This window comes from Methylomicrobium lacus (genome assembly GCF_041897535.1).
GTDB lineage: Bacteria > Pseudomonadota > Gammaproteobacteria > Methylococcales > Methylomonadaceae > Methylomicrobium > Methylomicrobium lacus_A.
In genome coordinates this window covers 3946573-3968746 of sequence record NZ_CP169217.1, presented here as the reverse complement: position 1 = coordinate 3968746, position 22174 = coordinate 3946573, and the positions used below count along the sequence as shown (strand labels likewise).

Annotated in this window: 22 protein-coding genes; 13 read left to right on the top strand and 9 right to left on the bottom strand. The window is 51.3% G+C overall.

What is annotated here, in order from left to right; translation table 11 throughout:
• Positions 1 to 23 precede the first annotated feature (23 nt).
• The 13 genes from ACEPPP_RS17785 to ACEPPP_RS17725 all read left to right on the top strand — a co-directional run bounded on the left by ACEPPP_RS17785 (position 24) and on the right by ACEPPP_RS17725 (position 13616).
• Entirely contained in the window at positions 24 to 218 is a 195-nt protein-coding gene (locus tag ACEPPP_RS17785; RefSeq protein ID WP_374088703.1) for a Flp family type IVb pilin, read from the top strand.
• A 253-nt stretch (positions 219 to 471) separates the two neighbouring features.
• The gene (locus ACEPPP_RS17780; protein ID WP_374088702.1) at positions 472 to 1797 is read left to right on the top strand and encodes a hypothetical protein; all 1326 of its coding nucleotides are present in this window, start codon (positions 472 to 474) and stop codon (positions 1795 to 1797) included.
• On the top strand, positions 1794 to 2591 hold the full coding sequence (cpaB, locus tag ACEPPP_RS17775) for a Flp pilus assembly protein CpaB (protein ID WP_374088701.1): 798 nt from the start codon (positions 1794 to 1796) through the stop codon (positions 2589 to 2591). The genes ACEPPP_RS17780 and cpaB overlap by 4 nt, the downstream gene beginning before the upstream one ends.
• A 107-nt stretch (positions 2592 to 2698) precedes the next feature.
• Complete coding sequence (locus ACEPPP_RS17770) at positions 2699 to 4264, top strand: type II and III secretion system protein family protein (protein WP_374088700.1); 1566 nt, start codon at positions 2699 to 2701, stop codon at positions 4262 to 4264.
• An 8-nt stretch (positions 4265 to 4272) separates the two neighbouring features.
• Positions 4273 to 4596, top strand: a complete 324-nt coding sequence (locus ACEPPP_RS17765) for a hypothetical protein (protein WP_374088699.1) — start codon at positions 4273 to 4275, stop codon at positions 4594 to 4596.
• Positions 4597 to 4860: 264 nt separating this feature from the next.
• Positions 4861 to 6270, top strand: coding sequence for a Tad domain-containing protein (locus tag ACEPPP_RS17760; protein WP_374088698.1), 1410 nt, complete (start codon positions 4861 to 4863; stop codon positions 6268 to 6270).
• Positions 6271 to 6840: a TadE/TadG family type IV pilus assembly protein gene (locus ACEPPP_RS17755; protein WP_374088697.1), complete on the top strand. Its 570-nt coding sequence runs from the start codon at positions 6271 to 6273 to the stop codon at positions 6838 to 6840.
• Positions 6837 to 7379, top strand: a complete 543-nt coding sequence (locus ACEPPP_RS17750; RefSeq protein ID WP_374088696.1) for a TadE/TadG family type IV pilus assembly protein — start codon at positions 6837 to 6839, stop codon at positions 7377 to 7379. Before ACEPPP_RS17755 ends, ACEPPP_RS17750 begins: the two co-directional genes overlap by 4 nt.
• Positions 7380 to 7560: 181 nt before the next feature.
• Positions 7561 to 8748, top strand: coding sequence for a CpaE family protein (locus tag ACEPPP_RS17745; protein WP_374088695.1), 1188 nt, complete (start codon positions 7561 to 7563; stop codon positions 8746 to 8748).
• Between the two features lie 84 nt (positions 8749 to 8832).
• Positions 8833 to 10254 carry a CpaF family protein gene (locus tag ACEPPP_RS17740; RefSeq protein ID WP_374088694.1) on the top strand — a complete coding sequence of 474 codons (1422 nt, stop codon included), beginning with the start codon at positions 8833 to 8835 and terminating at the stop codon, positions 10252 to 10254.
• Between the two features lie 10 nt (positions 10255 to 10264).
• On the top strand, positions 10265 to 11239 hold the full coding sequence (locus ACEPPP_RS17735) for a type II secretion system F family protein (protein ID WP_374088693.1): 975 nt from the start codon (positions 10265 to 10267) through the stop codon (positions 11237 to 11239).
• Positions 11240 to 11247: 8 nt separating this feature from the next.
• Complete coding sequence (locus ACEPPP_RS17730) at positions 11248 to 12204, top strand: type II secretion system F family protein (RefSeq protein WP_374088692.1); 957 nt, start codon at positions 11248 to 11250, stop codon at positions 12202 to 12204.
• Positions 12205 to 12221: 17 nt separating this feature from the next.
• A complete protein-coding gene (locus ACEPPP_RS17725) occupies positions 12222 to 13616 on the top strand; it encodes a tetratricopeptide repeat protein (protein WP_374088691.1) in 1395 nt (464 codons plus the stop codon).
• A gap of 54 nt (positions 13617 to 13670) precedes the next feature.
• Here the strand turns inward: ACEPPP_RS17725 and tpx are convergent, their stop codons facing one another.
• The 9 genes from tpx to secF form a co-directional block, all read right to left on the bottom strand.
• Positions 13671 to 14177 carry a thiol peroxidase gene (gene tpx / locus ACEPPP_RS17720; protein WP_374088690.1) on the bottom strand — a complete coding sequence of 169 codons (507 nt, stop codon included), beginning with the start codon at positions 14175 to 14177 and terminating at the stop codon, positions 13671 to 13673.
• Positions 14178 to 14207: 30 nt separating this feature from the next.
• On the bottom strand, positions 14208 to 15602 hold the full coding sequence (der, locus tag ACEPPP_RS17715; protein WP_374088689.1) for a ribosome biogenesis GTPase Der: 1395 nt from the start codon (positions 15600 to 15602) through the stop codon (positions 14208 to 14210).
• A 69-nt stretch (positions 15603 to 15671) separates the two neighbouring features.
• Positions 15672 to 16859, bottom strand: a complete 1188-nt coding sequence (gene bamB, locus ACEPPP_RS17710) for an outer membrane protein assembly factor BamB (protein WP_374088688.1) — start codon at positions 16857 to 16859, stop codon at positions 15672 to 15674.
• Positions 16859 to 17524, bottom strand: coding sequence for a YfgM family protein (locus ACEPPP_RS17705; protein ID WP_374088687.1), 666 nt, complete (start codon positions 17522 to 17524; stop codon positions 16859 to 16861). Before ACEPPP_RS17705 ends, bamB begins: the two co-directional genes overlap by 1 nt.
• Before the next feature lie 34 nt (positions 17525 to 17558).
• Positions 17559 to 18851, bottom strand: a complete 1293-nt coding sequence (hisS, locus tag ACEPPP_RS17700; RefSeq protein ID WP_374088686.1) for a histidine--tRNA ligase — start codon at positions 18849 to 18851, stop codon at positions 17559 to 17561.
• 14 nt (positions 18852 to 18865) lie between these two features.
• Positions 18866 to 19612: a type IV pilus biogenesis/stability protein PilW gene (gene pilW, locus ACEPPP_RS17695; protein ID WP_374088685.1), complete on the bottom strand. Its 747-nt coding sequence runs from the start codon at positions 19610 to 19612 to the stop codon at positions 18866 to 18868.
• A gap of 13 nt (positions 19613 to 19625) precedes the next feature.
• Complete coding sequence (rlmN, locus tag ACEPPP_RS17690) at positions 19626 to 20738, bottom strand: 23S rRNA (adenine(2503)-C(2))-methyltransferase RlmN (RefSeq protein WP_374088684.1); 1113 nt, start codon at positions 20736 to 20738, stop codon at positions 19626 to 19628.
• Positions 20713 to 21144, bottom strand: coding sequence for a nucleoside-diphosphate kinase (gene ndk, locus ACEPPP_RS17685; protein WP_374088683.1), 432 nt, complete (start codon positions 21142 to 21144; stop codon positions 20713 to 20715). Before ndk ends, rlmN begins: the two co-directional genes overlap by 26 nt.
• Before the next feature lie 90 nt (positions 21145 to 21234).
• Positions 21235 to 22170 (bottom strand): protein translocase subunit SecF, encoded by a 936-nt coding sequence (gene secF / locus ACEPPP_RS17680; RefSeq protein WP_374088682.1) that lies wholly within the window; start codon positions 22168 to 22170, stop codon positions 21235 to 21237.
• Between the last annotated feature and the right edge of the window lie 4 nt (positions 22171 to 22174).

Below are 22174 nucleotides of genomic sequence, written 5' to 3'. Positions count from 1 at the left end.
ATTTTTTTTACTGGAGAAAGCACATGAAAAACTTATTAATCAACCTGAAAAACAAAGTCCCCACTTTCTTTAAGAAAGAACAAGGCGCCACGATGGTGGAATACGCGATCATGTTGGCACTGATTGCGATCGTTTCAATCGCAATGATCCAAATTTTGGGCCAAAAAGTGAACAACACGTTCAGCACCATTCAAAGTGCAATGCCTAACAACGGTTAAGCTTTACCTGACCTAGGCGCAAAGCCCTTGCCGCTAAAAATTTAGTCGCAGGGGCTTTTCCCAAAATTTCTAGGCTTAAATATGAGCTGGCCTTCAAATTTTAGTTGCCAACCTCATTCATAAGTTTTAACTTTAAGCTATAGTTGATTTTGTAAGACAATGTATCTGAAACATTTGTTGATCTTGGATGCTTAATCTGAGCCTGCTTTTTTCAGACTAAGCCGATTTTTTCCTTACTAGTTGCGTTAGGAATATGAACACCAATATTCAGCCGTTACATAGCGTTAACCCCCCGCGGCTTCCCTTCGCCCCGCGCCCCCGCACTATCGAGGAAACCGGATTAACGTTCGATTTTATCGCCTCGTTAGTTTGCAAGCATCTGCATGTTAACGGCGTTGCCGACCTATATCAACTGAGTGAAAACGTAGCCTTGGCCGGCAACATTCTCGAAACCGTTCTCGACGACTTACGCACACATGGCCGGGTAGAAATTCTCGCCGCTTCACATAGCAGTAAAGGGTCGCGTTACGCGCTGACCGATAAAGGCGTTGCCGATGCCTTGGTTGCCTTGAACAAAAGCGGCTACACAGGCCCCGCCCCGGTGCCGATCGAACAGTACCGCAACTCCGTCAAAGCCCAATCCGTTCAAAACTGTAAAGTCATCCGCGCTGATGTGCATAAATCATTCTCGGACACGATCATCGATCCCAATCTGCTCGATAAACTGGGCACCGCCCTGCACTCCGGCCGCGCCATCATGATCTACGGACACGCGGGGACAGGAAAAACCTACATTTGTAAACGTTTGACCCGCTTGCTTGGAGAAGCGATTTACATACCCCATGCCATATCGATCGGTGAAAGCGTCGTTCAATTATTCGATCCGGTGATACACACACCAGTCGAAGAAGACGGCTTTAAATTGACCCCGCATATCCTGCAAGGCGTCGACCCGCGTTATATCAAATGTCTCCGGCCCACCGCCGTTAGCGGCGGCGAATTGACGCTCGATATGCTGGAAATCGACCACGATAAAAATACCCGCTTATCGCAAGCCCCCTTGCAGTTAAAAGCCAATAACGGCATGTATATTATCGACGATTTGGGACGTCAACGGGTGAAGCCCATCGACCTCTTCAATCGCTGGATCGTCCCGCTCGAAGAAAAACATGATTATTTGAATCTCGATACCGGTAAACGCGTTCAGGTTCCTTTTGACGTCATCCTCATTTTTTCTTCGAATATCAATCCTGTGGAACTTGCGGACGAAGCCTTTTTGAGACGGCTGGGCTACAAAATCAAGTTTTCCCCCGTCAGCAAAGAGCAATATATCGAGATATGGCATCAATACGCCAGCCAACTGCAGTTAAACTGCCCGGACAGCTTACTCGGAGGACTTTTCGAGCGCTATCAACAAGAACACAGACCCCTACTGCCTTGCCACCCTAGAGACTTGCTGGGGATTGTCAGGGACCAATGCGAATACGAAGGCGATGTTGCCCAGGCAACGGCAGAAAGACTGCAAATAGCATGGGAAACCTATTTTATTAACCTTGACAACGCAAGGATTGAAGAATGAACAGCCGATTCCTGATAATGCTCATTATAGCGCTGACACTGGCAGCGGGTGCCGCCTGGATTGCCAATAGCTGGGTCGAATCACAAACCAGCAGACAGGCTAATGTAGAACAAAACACCATTCCGGTTTATGTGGCCGCCAATTACATCCCTTACGCAGGCCATATAGATCAAACTCAAATCAAGCTGGTGGATTGGCCCAAGGACATGGTGCCCAAAGAAGCTTTCACGCAAGCGGATACGGCAAGTGATGCCCAGGCCATCGTAGGAAAAATCGCCCAGCGTGAATTTTACCCCGGAGAAATCCTGCTCAAGCCGCAGATTAAAAACCATGTTGGCGGCAGTTCATTATCGGCATTGATACCGGAAGGCATGCGCGCGATCAGCGTACGGGTCGATGATGTCGTCGGCGTTGCCGGTTTCATTCTGCCGGGCAACAAAGCGGACATTATCGTCAGCCGCGGAGAGGAAACTTTTACCTTGCTGAAAAACATCAAGATTTTGGCAATCGATCAGCAAGCCTCCACAGAAGGGGATAAAAATGCGATTGTGGTTAGAGCCTTGACGCTGGAAGTCACACCTAAACAGGCCGAAATCCTGGTAAACGCCATGCGCACCGGCGCCTTGCAGTTTACCTTGAGAAACCCCATGGATTCCAGTGAAGCCTCTACTGCCGTAGTCAGCACCCCGACATCACCCGATACCAAGAAAATACAGCCGAGAGCGCCTTTAACGGTAAAAATACTACCTTGGACCAGCCAATCATTCAAGGAGTGTAAGGACAATTCCTGTTGAGCGGTTTAATTTCTGAATGATACTAGATTTTATTTCGGTTTCGGCATCCCAATCAACCTTAAGGACCCCGGAACTTTAAAGAACACTGAATGCAAGGACAAATGACCATGTTAAACACTGATCCAAGCAACTTGTTGAAAACAGTTCCATTGCTGCTATTAGGCTACACCCTCCAAGCCGGCGCCGAAATAACGACTAGCGCAAATAGCAGGCAACTGGTTTACCGTGTGCCGGTAAATAAATCGCTGCTGATTAATCTGGACAGGAATGTCAGCAAACTGACCAAAGGTAATGATGCAATCGCCGACATCACCTTGTTCCCTCCCCGGCAGGTTTTATTGCGTGGAAGAGAGATTGGCGGAACCAACGCCACGGTGTGGGATGCCAACAATCATGTAGCGATGGTTCTGGATGTGGAAGTCACCCACAACCTGGATGGACTCAAACAAAAACTCCACGAACTCTTGCCCCGTGAACGTATTCAAGTTCGCGGCGCCGAAAGATGTATCGTCCTGAGCGGAGAAGTCTCCAACGTGGTCAACATGGATTTTGCGGTGAAGATCGCTCAAGGTTACGCCTCTGCCGGAATGGGCGGAGGCGGCGGTGCAGGTGGCCAATCCGGCTGTGCCGCCACCGCAAGCGGAGGTGGCGGTGGCGGCGGTGGATCTAGCGGCGGAAGCAGCCAATACATCGTCAATATGATGCATGTCGGCGGCGAGCAACAGGTCATGCTCGAAGTCAAAATCGCCGAAGTCAGCCGCACACTGGCCCGAACCCTGCACTTGGATAGCAGCGCAGGAAGTACAGGCCAAAACGACGGCAGTTTTTTATGGTCGGTCGCGGCAGGAGCGGCAGGTGTGTTTTCCGGCAATTACGTTGCCGGCAGCACGATCTTTAACTGGAGTTTAAATTTCAGCAGAAACACCGACCTGGCTACCATTTTGGCGGAACCTAACCTCACCACGCTAAGCGGCAAAAAGGCTTCGTTTTTATCCGGCGGCGAGTTCCCTTACACCGCCTGCTCAACGGGAGGCTCAGTCCAAGGCGGAGGCAATACTAACGTGTGTAATGTCAACTTTAAACCTTTCGGTGTCGGCTTGGAATTCACTCCGGTGGTTCTCGACTCCAACCGGATTAATCTGACTACGCATGTATCGGTCAGCTCTTTAAGCAATAAAGCCAACGATGTGATTGCGGCGGGAGCCGCCCAGACTTGCACCTCAGGCGCCATAGTTGGTGAAAATGTTAATTGTTCGGTTCAACTGCAACCTACGCCAAGCCTCGATAGCCGAGAAGCCGTTTCCACGCTTGAACTGGCGGACGGTCAAACGATGTCCATCGCAGGATTGATCAGCGAAAACAACACCAACAAACAGGAGCAAACGCCGGGGCTGTCCGATATCCCCGTTTTAGGCTCTATGTTTAGAAACCGCAATGCGCAGAACGACAAAAAAGAATTGGTGATCTTGGTCACCCCTCACCTGGCCACGCCGATTCCACCGGAAGAAATTCATTTGCCGACGGATAACTATGTTCCTCCCAGCGATATCGACTTCTATCTGCTCGGAAGAATGGAAGCCAGAAAACCGACAGAACAAACCGCGCAAGCCCCGGCTTTCGATCCGGCAAATGGTGGAACATCCGGCCAGTTTGGTCACCAAATTAAACAATGAGGCTCCCTATGAAAATCAAAACGCTTGCTTCAGCCTTAATCTTAATAACAGGCGCAAGTTTGTTGTCAGCCTGCGCCGACGGCAGATATCAGCCGCGTGAGCTGGATAACCATTTCGGGCAAACGGTCAACAGCATTAAATATGCGCAAATAGCCGATAAGGAAGCCGCAGCCCATCCGCCGGTGAACTCGCCGAGAAAACTGGATGGTTACGCCGGAATCGGCGTGATCAGTGGCTACCGTCAAGGGTTTCTTCAGCAGGCACAACAACCGCCGAGCGTAAGTATTAATATTGGTAGTGGCAGCAGCGGATCAAGCTCTGGTGGAAAATAACATTAACGGGGCATCTAAATGCCCAGTTACATGTTCGCCTTCTTGATAGGACGGGCTTCAGTCAAATGGGATATGAGGATATGAGTATCTGAATAGGAAAGTATCGAAGACCAGAAAAGATCGGCAGCTTGTAAGGGATTTAAATTCCGCCAGTTAGTATGTATTGGCAAGCCAAGAACTTTTTATGGATGCCTAACAACTCAGCACTGCGCTTGAATTTAAATTTTGAAGCTATATTACCAAATCGTTTAAATAAGGTTTTTTATGAACACGACATTGACTTCGTTACGCAAAGCTAAAGGCAGTGTGTTGGTAATAACGGCTTTAGCTCTTTTAGTTATCATGGGCATGGCGGCCTTGGCCATTGATACAAGCCATGGCTGGACTAATAAAACGCGATTGCAGAACCTTGCAGACGCATTGGCGTTAAGTGCGGCTGTTTCATTGAATAAGCAAGAGTCCAGCACGACCTATCCCGATAAAGAGGAATATGCACAATATTATGCACGAACAACCACGTTGCCCAACTTTAAAGGAAGTTTTGGCAATCAGGAAGTGACGTTGGCAAGCACAGATTTTACGTTTGAATTTGCCACGGATTGGAGCGCTACAAAGACTGACTGGCATGCCGCTGATGCAATTGATGGCGCTAGATTTGTTCGCGTAACCACGAACCCTCTCAATACAGACACATGGTTCGGTCGCGTTTTGGGTTTTAATAATATGGCTCCTTCAGCCACTGCAGTTGCGGGCACGACTCCCATAGTGCCTTGTTCGGATGTTCTTCCCGTCATCGCCTGTAAAGGAACTGACAGTAGTACCGGTAAGGCCAGCACAGATAAGGACTGTAGCGATGGTAATTGTTTTGGCTATGCAACAAATACCGCTTTTTGCTTCAAATCGAGCCCCACGTCACCGACAGGCGGTCTTGTTTGCCCTGATATTCCTCCCGCATATACGGGGGGGCAATTAGGCGGTAATTTTGGTTGGATGGATGTAGGGTCTGGGGGAGCTGATCTCAAAGCCTGCGCCGCAGGCGACCCGACTTGCCAAAAAGCGTTTTGTGAGAGTTTTGCAGCAAATGGAACAGTAACCTCAAAAACAGGCGATGTGGCTTCGGTCGACCAGGGTTTTAATACCCGCTTTGATGACTACAACGGGAGTTACAAAAATCCCGCCCTCTATCCTCCTGACCGTATTGTCGGCGGTAAAAATCACGCAAAAGTTTATAATCAATCTCGTAGCGATCAGCACGACCTCGATGCTACGAACTTCCCAAGCGCTGTGAATATCTCGCCCCTCACTAATGGGCCAGTCGCGACAACCAATCTATATATAAATTATTATAAGCCGCTGGTGGATGCGAAAACCGCTTCTGATGCCACACACGCCTTTCAAGACAAAAGACGGGTATTGAGTATGCCATTTGTCGATTGCTCTGCCATTACTAAGAACGCTAAAGGGACATGGGACGTTCCTTCTTCAGCGGTTGACTGGGGCTGCGTGTTCATTACAAGACCGATACCAGTGACAGGAAGTTTGACCCCCGTTTATGCCGAAGTCATTGATAACTCCAAAGATGACTGCATGGGCATCGGCAAAGTTATCAGCAATGTCGATACCGGCATTTATAAAGTCCAACTCTATAAAGACCCATTTGGAGGACAGTCTTAAATGTCCAGACCGATAAGTAATTTTAAATATCGTCAAACGGGAGCAACACTGGTAGAGTTTGCGCTGGTGTTGCCGTTGCTGTTGCTTTTATTGCTCGGAATTGTCGAATTTAGTTATGCATTTTTTCATCTGAACATTCTGAATAAATCGGTACAGGATGGGGCTCTTTATTTTTCCGAAATGGCTCGTTGCACCAGTTTAGATAATTGCAGTCCTAATATACCTATTAATGTTAACTCTACTTCTAATCCCTATCTTAACAATGCCGAAAATTTGGTTATGACCGGCAACACTGCTGCGTGTAACGATACAAACAATCCGCCCTTAGTGAAAAGTAAACCGACACCACCGTGGTGCTCTTATTACATCAACCCGAATCCGGACGGAACAAAATGGATCACTCAGCTTGATGCCAATCATATTCAAGTGACGGCCACATACCAGCATTGTTTTATTACAGGGAGTACTTTAAGTAAACTAACCAAGTTGGTGATTGGCACTTCTTCCACTAATAGTAATTGTCTTAGCTTTTACAACCTAACTGCTACTTCGGTGATGAGGGCGCAATGAAAACACAAAACGGTGCGGCGCTGGTGGAATTTGCTTTGATTGGTCTTGTTTTTTTCATAATCTTGTTTGGCATCATTGAGTTCGGGCGCGCCTTCTTTACTTACAACACCCTGGTCGAGGCCACGCGCCGAGGTGCACGAGTGGCGGCGGTTTGCCCAATTTCTACAAGTGGAACCCTTCAGGCAAAACAAGTCACGGTTTTTGACTCCAACAATCCGGATGGCGCTACTGCAATAACCGGCCTGCTTGGGCTTTCCACCACCAATGTGCAAGTACACTATTGTAATGGCTCGTGTCTCGACTCCACGACTAATTGGATAAGTGGCCCCTTGGCTTCTAACGACAATACTTACAATAATATTACTTTTGTAAGAGTGCAGCTCCAAAATTTACCTAGCTTCTTGCAGCTCAATATACCGTTCTTTCCTATTAATATATCCTTGCCGCCTATTCAGACCATATTACCTAGCCAGAGCTTAGGCCGAATTTCATTTGACAACCCTGTCACTCAACGATGCTGCTACGGTGTATGCACCTAAACTATGCAAACGAGACATATAAATTTACTTTTATTTTCATACAAGTAAAACAGAATTGCCAACTTTTTGCTGTCTATTTTGTTAATTTCCTCTTATTTTTTGTTAGACATGATCATTTATTTAAAGATGACTATAATAACAATATATCACTACGACTTTACTGAGTACAGCTGAGGGAATCATGCAAAAAGACGCCATTTCAATACAAATTTTGGGCAGTAATACCGCCAAGCTGGCTCAGCATCGGACCCAGATTTCAACACTGCTGAACAAGGAAATTACGACGATTCAAATCGATCCAGCCGTAGCGCCCGGATTGCTTTTTAAGGATAAAAAACTGCCGAACATTCTGATTTTTTTGCTGGATAGTCTGACGATCGATGCGCTGAACCAGCTCACCACGCTGCCTGCCGCCAACCGGCCGGCGTTGCTGGTGATCGCCGCCGACAACAACAGCCAATTGATGCGCCTGGCGATGCAGGCCGGTGCCCGCGATTTCTTTGCCGAACCGATTGACAGACAGGAATTGCACAAGGCATTAACCCAGGTCATTTTTGATCTTCGGCGCGGCAATTCCCAACAAGGCATATTGACCACGGTGATCAATGCCAAAGGCGGCTCGGGCGGAAGTTTTATCGCTTGCAACCTCGCCCATACCGCCTCCGTGGTCTCCGATTCCAGCATAGTGCTGATGGATTTTGATCTGCAATTTGGCAGCCAGTCGTTGAATCTGGATCTAAGACCCCGGCATACGATTGTCGAAGCCATCAGTGATATTCACAAGCTGGATTTCGACGCCATAGACGGCTATATGGTGCAGCACAAAAGCGGATTGCGCTTATTATCGACAATGCATGAACAGTTGGTGTTGCCAGGCGAAATCGACCTCGAAAATCTTGATCACCTGCTAACACTGATAATCAGCAATTATGACCGGATATTCGTTGACCTCCCCCGTCAGATCGACCCGGTTTCGGCCACGATACTCGAAAGATCGGAGCAAATAGTCATCGTCATACAGCAAAGTCTTGCGCATATGCGTGATGCGCAACGGTTGATCCGCATTTTGAAATCCGAACTCAACATCTCCGACAAAAACATCAGTATTCTGATTAACCGTTTTGATCCGAAAAGCAACCTGCAGCCGAAGGATATTCAGGCAACGCTGTCATGCGCTTCGTTTTACCTGATTCCCAATGATTATGAAACCGTGTCGCAATCCACCAATCTTGGCACGCCGGTTTTAGAGTATGCGCGCCACTCGGCGATTGCCAAATCGATCATCGATTTGGCCGAAGACCTGCATGTCAAAATAAAAGATGAGTATAAGGAAAAAAGCTTCATAAAGAAGTTGTTAAAACTGACATAAAGAAAATCCTGGTAGCGAATGAACCTTGGATATTTTATCTCTCCCGTTCAACCGCTTTAACTATTACTGACCAAGAGAACTGCTGTGAACCTAAAAAGTCGTATCCAAAGCTACTCCAGTCTGAATAATGGCAGTAAGACGATTGTTCCAAAAAATGATGAAGACGCTGCTGTCGCTTCAACTTCGAGCGAATCAACCGCCATTTCGCCGTTGACCTTTGAGCTGCTGACCGCCAAGGAAATGGAATACAAGGAAAAAGTCCATGAAAAACTGATGGAAATTCTCGACCTTTCGCTGATCGTCAAAATGGGAAATGCCGATGCCCGCAAGCAAATCAGCGACATTGCCAGGCGCATCATAGACGATGATACATTGCCGATCGTCGCCCGCTCCCGCCAATTGATCGTCAATGAAGTGGTCAATGACATCCTGGGCCTGGGACCTTTGGAACACTTGCTTTACGAACCCACCATCGCCGACATCATGGTCAATGGCCACGATGCCATCTATATCGAGCGTTTCGGCAAGTTGGAAAAAACGCCCATCACGTTTAAGGATGACGCGCATTTGTTAAAGGTCATCGACAGGATCGTAACCGGGGTTGGCAGGCGGATCGACGAATCGTCCCCCCTTGTCGATGCACGGCTCAAAGACGGCTCGCGCGTCAACGCAATCATTCCGCCGCTCGCGATCGACGGCCCGTCTCTCTCGATCAGAAGATTCACCCAGGACAAAATCCAATTACAGGATATGGTAGCTATCGGCAGCTTGAGCCAAGCCATGGCCGAGGTATTCGCCAATATTGTCAAAGTCAGGATGAATATTCTCATTTCAGGCGGCACCGGCTCGGGCAAAACCACCATGCTGAATGCAATGTCCAATAATATTCCTAAAACTGAGCGGGTCGTGACGATCGAAGACTCGGCCGAGTTGCAGTTGAAAATGGACAATCTGGTTCGCCTGGAAACCCGCCCACCCAATATTGAAGGCAAGGGCGAAGTCACCCAGCGCGACCTGGTCAAAAACAGCCTGCGGATGCGCCCCGATCGGATCGTCATTGGCGAGGTGCGTGGGCAGGAAGCATTTGACATGCTGCAAGCCATGAATACCGGCCATGACGGCTCACTCACCACGATTCATGCCAACTCCCCGCGCGACGCCCTTTCCCGTGTCGAAAACATGGTGACAATGGCAGGATTCGACTTGCCGGTCAAAACGATTCGTTCTCAAATCGCTTCCGCCATCAACGTTGTCGTGCAACTGGAAAGAATGGAAGACGGCAAACGGCGCGTCATCAGCGTTTCCGAGATCAACAGCATGGAAGGCGATGTGATTACCATGTCGGAAATTTTCCGTTTCGAACGCCGGGGCGTCGAAGAAAACGGCAGCATCATCGGCCGCTATGTTTCTACCGGCATCGTGCCCAGATTCCATGAACGCATGAAACAGCGGGGCGTCAACATGAGTCTGGACGTCTATACCGACCAGACATTCAACAGTTTATGAGGATGGGATCATGGATAGAAATACGCTGATCATTTTCTTGATCCTGGTGGCCGCAGCCGTTTTTTTATTGTCCCAACTGATCCTCGTGCCGACTTTTGGAACCCGATCGGTCGAAAGCCGAAAGATCAGGGAACGACTCAAAAAAGTCACCCAAGTTGGCGCCCAAGGCGAGTATTCGCTGGTCAGGCAAAAATATTTAAAGGAATTAACCCCCTTAGAACGCTTTCTCGAATCTTTGCCCGGCACCGAAGCGATCGAAGACTTAATTCAGCAGAGCGGCAAGAATTATCCCGCTTATATGATTACGCTGTCGATGCTTCTGCTCGCTTTGCTGGCCGCAGGCATCACCTGGTATTTTACCGCCAACCTGATTGGCACGGCGGTGGCGACACTGATGGCCGGTTCTCTGCCCTATCTGAAGTTGAAGGATGACCGAAAAAAACGCCTCGAGCTTTTCGAAGAGCAACTGCCGGAAGCGCTGGACATGATGACCCGGGCTCTGCGTGCCGGCTATCCGTTTAATGAGGCGATGCATTACATTGCGCAGGAAATGCAAGACCCTATTGCGAAAGAATTCAGCATCACGTTCGAAGAAATCAACTATGGCCGCGATGTCAGGCAAGCTTTTAACTATTTATTGATGCGGGTGCCCAGCGTCAACTTGATTGCCGCCACCACCGCCATCCTGATTCAGCGTGAAACCGGCGGCAACTTAGCGGAGTTGCTCGACAAAATCAGCGATTTATTAAGAAAACGCTTCCGTTTCCAGCGCCGAGTCAAAACCATCACGGCCGAAAACCGTATGTCCGCCTGGGTTCTGTCATTATTGCCGTTTGTGGTGTTCCTTGTCATCACATTACGTACTCCCGATTATGTCAAGCCATTGTTCGACACACCGGCGGGGAATTATCTGCTCGGCGTAGGACTGATTCTGCAAATCATTGGGGCCTTTTGGGTGCGTAAACAAATCAACTTTGATATTTAGGCTCGTTTATGGACCAACTCTTACAATTCATCATTTCCCTCTCCGGCAATGAAGCCAGCGGACGCTGGATCGCTATCGGCCTGTTTGCCGGCGCGACCTTTGCACTGATCGTGGCGCTTTATTTTCTGCTTTTCGGCCTCTACAATCCGGTCAGAACAAGGCTGTACGAGCTCACCGGTTCAAATGAAGAAAACAGTTTTTTTCGCAATGCCACTCATCAATTGGGGCATTATTTCGTCATTAGGGAGCGTGCCGGAGAGAAGCTGAGTTATGACCGTGAACGCCTGTTACAAGCCGGCTATCACGATAAAAACAGCCTTTCGCGTTACTACGGCATCAAGATCCTCTTAATGCTGTGCCTCCCGCTGCTGATTTTCTTCGGATGCACGGTGTTTTTGCCCACCATCAGCTCAAATAATTTATTGATTCTGATCATCGCGGGTATCATGGCCGGACTGATTGGACCCAGTTTCTATTTGGACAGCAAGCTTACCGAAAGACAACGCATCATCAGAAATTCGTTTCCGGATATTGTCGACCAATTGGTCGTGTGTACCGAAGCCGGGCTCGGACTCGATGCGGGCCTACAGCGGGTATCCAAAGATGCGGCCTTGAGCAACGAAATCATGGCCTATGAGATGGGCTTGGTAAACGCCGAATTGAGAGCCGGCGTTGCCCGCGAGCAGGCGTTGAAAAATCTGGTAACGCGTACCGGCGTCGAAGAAATACGGGGACTGGTTTCCGCACTGGCGCAGAGCATGCGCTTTGGTACCAGTATCGGTAATACCTTACGCGTTTTCGCCGAAGATCTCCGCGATAAACGCATGCAAAGAGCCGAGGAAGAAGCCGCAAAATTGGCTGTCAAGATGTTGTTTCCTTTGGCTTTTTGTTTTTTCCCGGGAATATTTATCGTTATACTTGGCCCGGCTTCGATATCCATTTATCAAGCCTTCGTTCTTAAATAACTTTCGAGTATTATTTTATGCCAACTGCAAATATTCGTACCGCGGTTCTCTCATGCATAACCGCATTGATATTAAGTGCCTGCAGTGGCCAAGTGGTAAAACCCAACTTGGACAACATAGGCGATAATTCCGACAATATACTGAACCTGCTCGATCCCTCCGTAAACTCCGAAGCAGAAGCCTTCGCCAAGGGCGAAACGGCATTCGCCGATGGTAAAACCGACAATGCGCTTTTCTATTATGTAAAAACCTTGCAATACAATAAAAGGAATACCCAGGCACTGGAAAAGATCGCACTGATTCAGAGCCGCGGCAAACATCCCGAGCTGGCGCGGAACGTTTATAAGGAAATCTTATCCATCGATAATAACAATGCCTTCGCCAATGAAAATCTGGGCTTGTACCTGCTCGAAAACGGTAATGCGGTCCAAGCCAAGGGTTATTTGGCACAAGCCGTAAAGCACAGCAACCGCCAGTGGAAATCGCATAACGGCCTCGGTGTTATTGCCGATTTGGAGCACAACAACGCGGAAGCGATTGCCCATTATGAGGCGGCCTTGGCAATAGAACCGAGCAACCCTTTATTGTTGAATAATCTGGGCTACTCCCATTATCTTGCCGGCAACGAAGCCGCGGCGAGACAGTTCTTCAACCAGGCCTTAAGCCTCGATAATACGTTCAAACGCGCCATCAATAACCTGGCCCTGATAGAAATAAAACACGGCGCTTTTCCCAGTGCCAGCGCTTTGCTTAACAGGATCATGAGTCCCCATGAAAGCTTCAATACGATCGGCTATGTCTGCATGATCGACGGCCAATACGAGGCGGCGGAAGAATATCTCAGAAGAGCGATCGATGAATCGCCGGTTTATTTTCCCAAAGCGCAGGAAAACTTGAACACGCTGTCATCACTCATGTCGGGCCGGCCAGGCAATGTACCCCCAGCTCGACAAGCCCCACTACAAACGGGGCCCGAAATTCAGTCTGCGATAGAGAATCCTGGACTTGCCGCCCCAAACCCTGTGCCCTCCCCCGCGCAATTCACGTATTCTCCTGCCAAGGCGAAGGAAGTGAGTCCTGGCGCTGTCAACGCACAAGACAAAACCAATGCGGCCAAAAATAAAAAACTCGCTCGGGGTTATGTGCACGCCGCCGACCTACCGATTAAGGCCGCTCCGACTTCTCCAGAAGCGAAGTCTACATCAGGGGCAATCATCCCATCGAAAGAGCCAGAAAAATCGGTGGCAGTGCCCCAAAACGCCGATAGCATTAAAGAAGCTGCCTTGCCAAAAAATAATGGCATCGGGAACGACAAATTCAAATCCGACAATCAATCAGGGATCTTTCCCGTCCTGTCGCCGACGGTTTTCACTAAAAATGACAGCCCATTTATCTCCGATATAGGCAAATGACTTATTTGACTAACCCGCGCGATTCCTTCCTGCGACGAGCTAGCCGTATCTACTTCAGGATTTATCTTTCAAAATAGCCAAAGCGCTTTCATAATCCGGCTCGTGGGCCAGCTCGTCGACTAGCTGACTGTAAATCACGGTGTCGTTTTCGTCGAGAATGACCACGGCGCGGGCCATCAAACCCGCCAAAATGCTGTCAACTAATTTGACCCCGTAATCGACGGCAAAACCGGAGCGGAAAGTCGATAACGGTATCACGTTTTTAAGACCCTCGGATTCGCAGAAGCGGCATTGCGCGAAAGGCAAATCCGCGGAAATCGCCAGCACGACCGTATTCGGCAGATTTGCCGCCTTATGATTGAATTTGCGCGTCGAGATTGCGCAGGTCGGCGTATCCAGACTCGGCACGATATGCAGCACTTTTCGCTTGCCCGCATAAGTTGCCAGGCTAACCTCCATCAGCTTGCCACTCACGAGGGAAAAATCGGGCGCCTTGCTGCCGACGGCAGGAAGCTCGCCCGAGGTATGTACCGGTTTGCCTTGAAAAGCGATGGTTGCCATGATGCGGGTCCTGATGCGCTCTAGCGGAATTTACTTCTTTTCCGTTTTACGGTGCCGCACCATGCGTTTGCGTTTTTCCAATTGCCGGTCGCTCAGTTTGTTCTTTTGGCCTTCAAAAGGATTGGCGGGCGATTTGAACTCCAGCTTGATAGGCGTCCCTCTTAACTGCAAGCGGTCGCGGAAATAGTTCATCAAAAAACGCTTGTATGAATTCGGCAAGGCGTCGGTTTGTACCCCGTGAATGACCACGATCGGCGGATTGCGTCCGCCTTGGTGCGCGTATTTGAGCTTGATGCGCCGGTTGTTGACCATCGGCGGCTGATGCGTATCGGTCGCTTCCTTCAGGATGCGCGTCAATAGCGGCGTTGACATATCCAGCATCGCCGCATCATACAGGCTCTGCACCACATCGAACAGCTTGCCGACGCCGCTGCCGTGCAGCGCCGAAATCGGATGTTTTTCGGCAAAATCGACAAACGGCAGTTTGAGATCGAGTTGCCGCCTGACCGTTTCTTTCTGCTCGATCGACAGCCCGTCCCACTTGTTCAGGCCGATGATCAGAGCCCTCCCCGTCTCCAGCACCAGGCCCAATAAATGCGCATCCTGATCTGTCACGCCTTCGCTCGCGTCGATCAGGTAGATCACCACATTCGACTTTTCGATCGCCTGCAACGACTTGATCACGCTGAATTTTTCGACCGTTTCCGCAATCTTTGCCCGGCGACGCATGCCGGCGGTATCGATCAGAGTGAAGGTCTTGCCGCCCCGTTCGAACGGGATGTAAATACTGTCCCTGGTCGTGCCGGGCTCGTCGAACACGACGACCCGTTCCTCGCCGAGCAAACGGTTGACCAATGTCGACTTGCCGACATTCGGCCGTCCGACCACCGCGATGCTGATGCCTTTCGGCGCGGCTTCGGCTTCCAGCTCGACTTTCGGCAATAAATGGCGGATGCCGCCCAGAAGATCGGGGACGCCGCGTCCGTGCGCCGCGGCGATATAGACGGGATCGCCCAAGGCAAGGGCATGAAAATCCGCGGCGACCGTGTTCGCGTCGATGCCGTCGATTTTGTTCACGACCAGTACGACCGGTTTGCCGAGTTTACGCAAACTGCCGGCAATCACTTCATCCGAAGCGCTCAGCCCTTCGCGCGCATCGACCAGAAAAAACACCACATCGGCTTCTTCGAGCGCGACCTGTACCTGTTTTCTCGAAAAACTGTCGATGCCTTCCGCATCGTCCGCGATGCCGCCGGTATCGACGACCAGACAGGCCATATCGCCGTGCTTGATGCGTCCGTACTGGCGATCGCGGGTCAGTCCCGGATAATCGGCGACCAGGGCCTCGCGGGTACGGGTCAGATAATTGAATAGGGTGGACTTGCCGACATTGGGTCTTCCGACCAAGGCGATAACGGGTAGCATAGTGTTGAAAAAGGTGAGTTATTGAAGAGGTTCCCATGGCGGCTGCCGAAAAGCAGGCAGCCTGCCGGATCAGCGAACCTTTAATGCGGCCAGCGTGCCGTCTTTGGCGTAAACAAAAACTGTATTATCGGCGACCACAGGTTTCGCGTCGATCGGTCCGTCGGTAATTTGGACTCGTCCCAACTGTCTGCCGTCGCTGTTGGATAACCAATGCACATAGCCTTCCAGATCGCCAACGACGACGTAGTTGTCATATGCGGCCGGTGCGGTCAGCTTCCTGTACTGCAATTCCTTCTGCTTCCACAGCGAAGACCCGGAGCGGTCGTCGAGTTGCAGCACATTGCTGTCGGTGTCGGTCACATATAAATGGCGGTCGGCGATGCTCAGACCCGAATTAGAGGAAATTTGTTCGTTGTGCCAGAGCAGATAGCCGTCGAGTTCCGACGCCGCCCCAACGCCGCCGTGGTAGCTGGCGATATACACCACGCCGCCCTCGGCGACAGGGTCCACATCGAGATCGACAAGTCGTTCAATTTCGGAGCGCCCTTTCGGCACCACGATGCCGGTTTCCCAGGTCAGCTTGCCGTCCGTCAAGCGCAAGGCGATCAGCTTGCCGTTGTCTTCGCCGAAAATCGCGTTGTCTTCGACGATGATCGGCGCGCCGGTGCCGCGAATACTTAAAGCCGGCACGCTGCGCTCATAGCTCCAGACTTTCGCCCCGGTTTTTTCATTCAGCGCGGTGATCGAACCGTCCGTGCAGCGCACGAGCACGATACCCTTTGCGACGGCAGGGATCGACAACACTTCGCCGGGAACCGATGAGGTCCACAATTTTTCGCCGGTTTCGAGCCTCAGCGCAACGACTTCCGCATCGGTCGTGCCCAAAATAACGATGCCGTCGCCAAGCCCCGGCCCGCCTGAGAAATGGTAGTCTGTTTCGGTTTCCCAAACCCGCTCGCCGTCGCTGATCTTGTGCGCCTCGACTAAGCCGTCCACATCCGCGGCAACGACTTTACCGGCGCCGACCGCCGGAACCAGCTTCAGCGTTTTTTCGTCGGCGCCGACGCCGACCGATTCCTTCCAGAGTATCTCGGCTTTGATTTCCTCGGTCAATTCGACCAAAGGCGTGGGCGGTTCGGCGTTATCTTCGCCGCCTAGCACATAATCCTTGATTCCTTCCAACGCCTCGCCCGCTGACTCCATCGACGCACATGCGCTGAGCCCGGCCGTGATCAACAATACCAGGAGAAAACGCATTATTTCGAATCTTTGGCCGGCTGTGCGACAGGAACGGGTTCTCCGGCGGTCAGATCGTCGAGCTTGATCTTCAGCAACGGCGACTGATCACCGCTGTTCAACGCACTTTGATAAGCGGTGCGCGCTTCATCGATTCGGTCCATCGCCACGTACAAGTCGCCGGCCAGTTCGTCGTAACTGGCCGCAAAACCGGCTTTAGTCGCCGGGTCAACTTCATTGATCAGTTGCAGACCCTGTTCATATTCGCCGCTCGCCAGCATTAAGCGGACCAGACGTAGGCGGGCGACATGGCCCAGTTCCTTATTCGACTGCGCCGCAATCTCTTTCAGAATCGCTTTCGCGCCGGCCAGATCGCCTTTTTGGACCTTCAATTTGGCTTGTTGCAAACCGCTATAAGCGGCATAATTGCTGTCACCAAACTCGTCATGCAGGCGTTTGCCCACTTGCTCGACCGCGTTTTGATTGTTTGCCTCGACCGCCTTGGTCAGCTGGCTGTAGGCAACAGAGGCCTGCGCCGCTTTTTCCTGCTGGTGCGCGCGCCAAAAATTCCAGCCGCTGATCAGCGCAATGCCGACAACCACACCGACGATCGTCGAGGTACCGTTTTCTTTCCACCAGGCTTTCAGGGCCTCAAGCTGTTCTTCTTCTGAATCGTAGATTGCCACAACGTTTCCCTTTTAAAATTTCAAAATCAATTACTTAAACTTTCCCGTAGCGCTGCCGGAAAAACGCGACCGCCTGCTGCTCGCCGAGGCTCGATTGCGCAGACTCGGCCTCATTGCCCGAGCGCAAGGGCTTGATGGCAATCTCGCCGCGGCTGACTTCGTCATCGCCCAGAATGATCGCAAACTCGGCGCCCGACTTATCGGCTTTCTTGAACTGGCTTTTAAAGCTGCCGCCGCCGCAATGGACCTGGAGCTTCAATTGCGGTACTTCGCTGCGCAGCAATTCCGCGATTCGGATGCCGGCGCGTTCGGCCTGCTCCCCTACCCTGATCAGATAGGCATCGACCGGACGGGCAACCGGCACGTCGGTCAGCGTTTCGACCAATGCCAATACGCGTTCGATGCCCATGGCAAAACCGACCGCATGGCTGGCCTTGCCGCCCAGTTGTTCGATCAGGCCGTCGTAGCGGCCGCCGGCGCAAACGGTGCCTTGCGATCCCAGCTCGTCGGTCACCCATTCGAACACGGTATTGCAGTAATAATCGAGGCCGCGCACCAGGCGCACATTGATCTCGTAGGCGACGCCCAGGTCATCGAGAATTTTCCTGAAGCCGGCAAAATGCGCGCGGCTTGACTCGCCCAAGTAATCCATCAGCACCGGCGCGCCGCCGACCACGGCTTTCATGTCTGGATTTTTGGTGTCGAGAATCCTGAGCGGATTGGTTTCGAGGCGTCGGAGACTGTCGGCGTCCAGCTGATCGGTATGGGCCTTGAAATAGGTCACCAGACTTTCCCGGTAGGCGCTTCTTTCGGCGATCGTGCCGAGCGAGTTGATCTCCAGGCGCACCTTGTCGCGAATACCCAGGCGCTGCCACATCCGATGCATGATCAGAATCAGCTCGGCATCGATGTCGGGTCCCGCCATGCCGTAGGTTTCGACACCCAGTTGGAAAAACTGCCGGTAACGCCCTTTCTGCGGCCGTTCGTGCCGGTACATCGGGCCGTAATACCAGAGGCGATGCGTCTGATTCGCGAGCAAACCGTGCTCGAGGCAAGCCCTTAAACAGCCTGCCGTGCCCTCGGGACGCAAGGTCAACGAATCGCCGTTACGGTCGTCGAAGGTGTACATCTCTTTTTCGACGATGTCGGTCACTTCGCCGATCGAGCGTTTGAACAGTTCGGTTTTTTCGACGATCGGAGTGCGTATTTCGCTATACCCATACGCGCCCAGAACCTCCCGAATGATAGTTTCGGCATATTGCCAAAGCGGTGCCTGCTCGGGAAGCACGTCGTGCATGCCGCGGATTGCTTGTATATGATTTGCCATGATTTAAAAGTCTGTTATTTGCGAGCAGACCCGATTTTTTTCGCTTCGCTGGAGTTCGGGAATATATCTCCCAGCAGGGTGCGGTATTCTTCCGCGGCGGCTTGATTGCCCAGCGCACGCTCGGTATGATAGCCGATAAACAAGGTTTCCGGCGTATGCCCGGCAACGCTCAGATAACGCGCCAGAAAGGCTTTCGCCGGCCACAGATCCCCCTTTTGATAACTGACTTTCTGCATTTCTGCCAAGGCAGGCGCATAGGTCTTATTCAAATCCAGCGCTTTTCTGAAAGCCGTCTCCGCCCGATCAGCATGACCGAGTATCAGTTCGCAACGTCCCGCGTTGGTCAATGCCAGCCACTGACGCTCGTTTAAAGGATTGTCGCCCGCCTTGGCCAACAGTTCCAGGCCTTTCTCAGGGTTTCCGTGTTCGCACCAAAACCGGCCGAGATTGTTTTGCGTGCCGAAATCGTCAGGCTTGATACTCAGCGCGATCTCGTATTGATCTTCCGCCTCGTCATCCTGCCTTAATTTTTCATACAGAAACGCCAAGGCATTATGCGCCTGGGCATTATCGGAATCCTCATCGATCGCGCGCGACAGATTCTCCTTCGCCTCTTCCAGCTTGTTCAAGTCCAGATAACGGACACCGAGCTGGTAATAAGTCTCTGAGACTTGCTTCGCATCGCGATCGGGAGACTTACTATCGAACCAGGAACAAGCGCTCAGAGTCAGCGCCGCACAGAAAAGCCAAATCCGGGTCACAAGTTGAGTCCTATTAAGCGGCGCGTTCATTTTCCGCGGCTTTCAATTTCAAATGCCGGCGGCTCTTGTCCTGCACCTTGCCGACCAATTGGCCGCAGGCTGCATCGATGTCTTCGCCGCGTGTTTTTCTGACCGTGGTCACGATGCCGGCCTCGTTCAGCATCACCTTGAACTGGTTGATCCGGTTGTTGCTGGAGCAACGGTAAGGCGAATTCGGGAACGGGTTGAACGGAATCAGATTCAGTTTGGAGGGCACCGTCGACAACAATTTGATCAGGCCTTTCGCGTCTTCCAACGTATCGTTGATACCGTCGAGCATCACATATTCAAAGGTGATCGTGCGCCGCGGCGCGATTTTCGCATTGTCCCGGCAGGCTTCCATCAGTTCCTTCAATGGATATTTCTTGTTGATCGGTACCAGCTGATCGCGCAGTTCGTCCCGGACCGCATGCAACGACACCGCGAGGCTCACGTCGCAAACCTCGGTCAAGCGGTACATCGCCGGCACCACGCCGGACGTGCTCAACGTGACGCGCCGCTTGGACAGGCCGAAGGCGAAATCGTCCATCATCAGATTCATCGCCGCGACCACGTTGTCGAAATTCAACAACGGTTCGCCCATGCCCATCATCACGACGTTGGTGATTTTGCGCTCGGAACCGAGCCGTTTTTGCGCGGCCAGCACCTGGCCGATGATTTCGCCGGCGCTCAAATTGCGGTTGAAACCCTGCTGCGCGGTCGAACAAAACGAACAGGCCAAGGCACAGCCGATTTGCGAAGACACGCACAGGGTGCCGCGGCTCTCTTCCGGAATGAATACGGTCTCGACCCGGTTGCCGCAATGCGTCTCCAGCACCCATTTACAGGTGCCGTCGGACGCTTTTTGTTCAAGCACGATCTCGGGCGCCTCGATCCGGCAATGCTCCGTGAGCCAGGCGCGCAACGGTTTGCTCAGGTTGGTCATCGCCTCGAAATCGTCGACGCCTTCCTGATAAATCCATTTCAGCAATTGAGTCGCGCGAAACGGTTTTTCGCCATGTTCGGCAAAAAAGGCCGCGAGGCCTTTTCTGTCGAAATCGAGCAAATTGATCAACGCCGACTTAGCGGGTGCGGGCGCAGAGTTCATTGTCCGAGAAAAAGAAAGCGATTTCTTCTTTGGCAGTGTCCGGACCGTCGGAACCGTGCACTGCGTTTTCGTCGATGCTGCTCGCAAAATCCGCGCGAATCGTGCCTGGCGCCGCATCTTTAGGATTGGTCGCCCCCATGATTTCGCGATTAAGCGCGATCGCGTTTTCGCCTTCCAGAACCTGCATGATCACGGGGCCTGAAATCATGAACGATACCAGATCCTTGAAAAACGGACGCTCTTTGTGCACCGCATAAAAACCTTCCGCCTGCGCCTGGGTCAGATGAATCATCTTCGCCGCAACGATCTTCAGACCGTTCTTTTCGAAACGGCTGTAGATTTCGCCGATGACATTTTTGGCTACTGCGTCAGGTTTGATGATGGAAAAAGTGCGTTCTATCGCCATTGTAAAAAAAACTCCAGATGGATAATGATGTTAAGAGTCGGGAATTATAGCCGATTAGCGGCCGGTTTTGTAACAGATCAGCCGTTATCGTCAAGGTAAATTGTCGATTTCTGCGCTGTCTTTTTTTATTGTGATCAGATCTCTACTCGATACGCCCAACCACAGTAAGATAGGGCTTGCGACCAGAACGGACGAGTAAATGCCAAACACGATACCGATAGTCAACGCCAGCGCAAAATTATGCAGCGCTTCGCCGCCGAAGAAAAACATCGCCAACACCATCAGCTGCGTCATAAAGTGCGTAATCACGGTGCGCGACATCGTCGTGGTGATGGCGTTATCGATCATGTCGGGTACGCTCGCATTGCGCATCTTATGGAAATTTTCCCGTACCCGGTCGAACACCACGACCGATTCGTTAACCGAATAGCCCAATATCGCCAATACGCCGGCCAGCACCGGCAACGTGAATTCCCATTGAAAAAACGCGAACATGCCGAGAATAATCACGATGTCGTGCATGTTGGCGATGATGGCCGCCAACGCGAAACGCCACTCGAAGCGGACAGCCAAATAACCCATAATTCCCGCGACGACTAACATCAGCGCCAATCCACCGCTTTCGAACAATTCCTGGCCGACTTGCGGTCCAACAAACTCGACGCTGCGTAACACGACACCGGCATCTTGCTCTTTCAATTTTGCCAACACCATCTCGCTCAACCTGGCGTTGTTGGTTTCGGGCTTCATGGGCAAACGGATCAGTACATCTTTCACGCTTCCGATATTCTGCACCGAAGATTCGGTTAGCTTCTGCTCTTCCAGAATATTTCGCACGGTTTCGAGGTTAGCCGGCTGATCGTAACGAACTTCGATTTGGATGCCGCCGGTAAAGTCCAAGCCCAAATTAAGCCCTTTAAAGCCCAATGCGAATATCGCCAAAATAAAAGTCACCAGCGAAATGGTCGTAGTCACCCGACCATAGCGCATAAACGGGATATCGCGTTTAATTTTAAATAATTCCATTGAG

Excerpts from the sequence above, each read along its gene's own strand:
- ACEPPP_RS17755 (WP_374088697.1), top strand. The coding sequence starts at position 6,271 with ATGTCCAGACCGATAAGTAATTTTAAATATCGTCAAACGGGAGCAACA.
- ACEPPP_RS17725 (WP_374088691.1), top strand. The coding sequence starts at position 12,222 with ATGCCAACTGCAAATATTCGTACCGCGGTTCTCTCATGCATAACCGCA.
- ACEPPP_RS17770 (WP_374088700.1), top strand. The coding sequence starts at position 2,699 with ATGTTAAACACTGATCCAAGCAACTTGTTGAAAACAGTTCCATTGCTG.
- bamB (WP_374088688.1), bottom strand. The coding sequence starts at position 16,859 with ATGCGTTTTCTCCTGGTATTGTTGATCACGGCCGGGCTCAGCGCATGT.
- ACEPPP_RS17745 (WP_374088695.1), top strand. The coding sequence starts at position 7,561 with ATGCAAAAAGACGCCATTTCAATACAAATTTTGGGCAGTAATACCGCC.
- ndk (WP_374088683.1), bottom strand. The coding sequence starts at position 21,144 with ATGGCGATAGAACGCACTTTTTCCATCATCAAACCTGACGCAGTAGCC.
- ACEPPP_RS17780 (WP_374088702.1), top strand. The coding sequence starts at position 472 with ATGAACACCAATATTCAGCCGTTACATAGCGTTAACCCCCCGCGGCTT.
- ACEPPP_RS17735 (WP_374088693.1), top strand. The coding sequence starts at position 10,265 with ATGGATAGAAATACGCTGATCATTTTCTTGATCCTGGTGGCCGCAGCC.
- der (WP_374088689.1), bottom strand. The coding sequence starts at position 15,602 with ATGCTACCCGTTATCGCCTTGGTCGGAAGACCCAATGTCGGCAAGTCC.
- rlmN (WP_374088684.1), bottom strand. The coding sequence starts at position 20,738 with ATGAACTCTGCGCCCGCACCCGCTAAGTCGGCGTTGATCAATTTGCTC.
- hisS (WP_374088686.1), bottom strand. The coding sequence starts at position 18,851 with ATGGCAAATCATATACAAGCAATCCGCGGCATGCACGACGTGCTTCCC.
- tpx (WP_374088690.1), bottom strand. The coding sequence starts at position 14,177 with ATGGCAACCATCGCTTTTCAAGGCAAACCGGTACATACCTCGGGCGAG.
- ACEPPP_RS17750 (WP_374088696.1), top strand. The coding sequence starts at position 6,837 with ATGAAAACACAAAACGGTGCGGCGCTGGTGGAATTTGCTTTGATTGGT.
- ACEPPP_RS17730 (WP_374088692.1), top strand. The coding sequence starts at position 11,248 with ATGGACCAACTCTTACAATTCATCATTTCCCTCTCCGGCAATGAAGCC.
- cpaB (WP_374088701.1), top strand. The coding sequence starts at position 1,794 with ATGAACAGCCGATTCCTGATAATGCTCATTATAGCGCTGACACTGGCA.
- secF (WP_374088682.1), bottom strand. The coding sequence starts at position 22,170 with ATGGAATTATTTAAAATTAAACGCGATATCCCGTTTATGCGCTATGGT.
- ACEPPP_RS17765 (WP_374088699.1), top strand. The coding sequence starts at position 4,273 with ATGAAAATCAAAACGCTTGCTTCAGCCTTAATCTTAATAACAGGCGCA.
- ACEPPP_RS17785 (WP_374088703.1), top strand. The coding sequence starts at position 24 with ATGAAAAACTTATTAATCAACCTGAAAAACAAAGTCCCCACTTTCTTT.
- ACEPPP_RS17760 (WP_374088698.1), top strand. The coding sequence starts at position 4,861 with ATGAACACGACATTGACTTCGTTACGCAAAGCTAAAGGCAGTGTGTTG.